Origin of the sequence: Blautia glucerasea (assembly GCF_013304385.1) — a bacterium.
Lineage (GTDB): Bacteria > Bacillota > Clostridia > Lachnospirales > Lachnospiraceae > Blautia_A > Blautia_A ammoniilytica.
This window is the reverse complement of record NZ_JAAITU010000147.1, coordinates 1-570: the sequence shown is the minus strand read 5'-3', so window position 1 is coordinate 570 and position 570 is coordinate 1. Positions and strand designations below refer to the sequence as shown.

1 protein-coding gene is annotated in these 570 nt (G+C 37.4%); it reads left to right on the top strand.

What is annotated here, in order from left to right; genetic code table 11:
- The coding region (locus tag G5B11_RS18810; protein WP_244093085.1) for a DUF6017 domain-containing protein at positions 1–538 on the top strand (538 nt) is incomplete at its 5' end.
- Between the last annotated feature and the right edge of the window lie 32 nt (positions 539–570).

The following is a 570-nucleotide window of genomic DNA, read 5'->3' as shown; positions in this document are numbered from 1 at the left end:
AAACTTCATGAAGTCCCAAAATCAAACTTCTAGAAGTCCCGAAAACAAACTTCAAGAAGTTTACATTTCAAACCCTAATAATACTAATCTTAGTTATACTGAAATGAATGATAATAAATCTAATCCTATCATATCTGTGGATGAGAAAAGATTTGATAGCGATAACCGCTCTGAGGATTATCAGGCTTATGAAAACCTTGTCAAAGAGACCATTGATTATGAATCACTGGAAGTAACCCATCATGACGATATGCGACAGGTAGATGAAATCGTGAACCTGATCGTAGAAACTGTGATGTGTAAAAATGACAAGATATTGATTGCCAGCAACTGGTATCCGGCATCACTGGTGAAGAAAAAATTTCTGATGCTGACCTATTCACATATCGAGTATGTCTTACACTGTATGCGTGGTAACACCACCAAAGTGAAGAACATCAAGAAATATTTATTAGCATCCCTGTTTAATGCACCGTCTACGATGAACGGGTATTATCAGGCAGAGGTGAACCATGATATGCCAGGACTGGTAAGATAGGAGGTGCACATGTTTATTTTAAAACTTGCTGG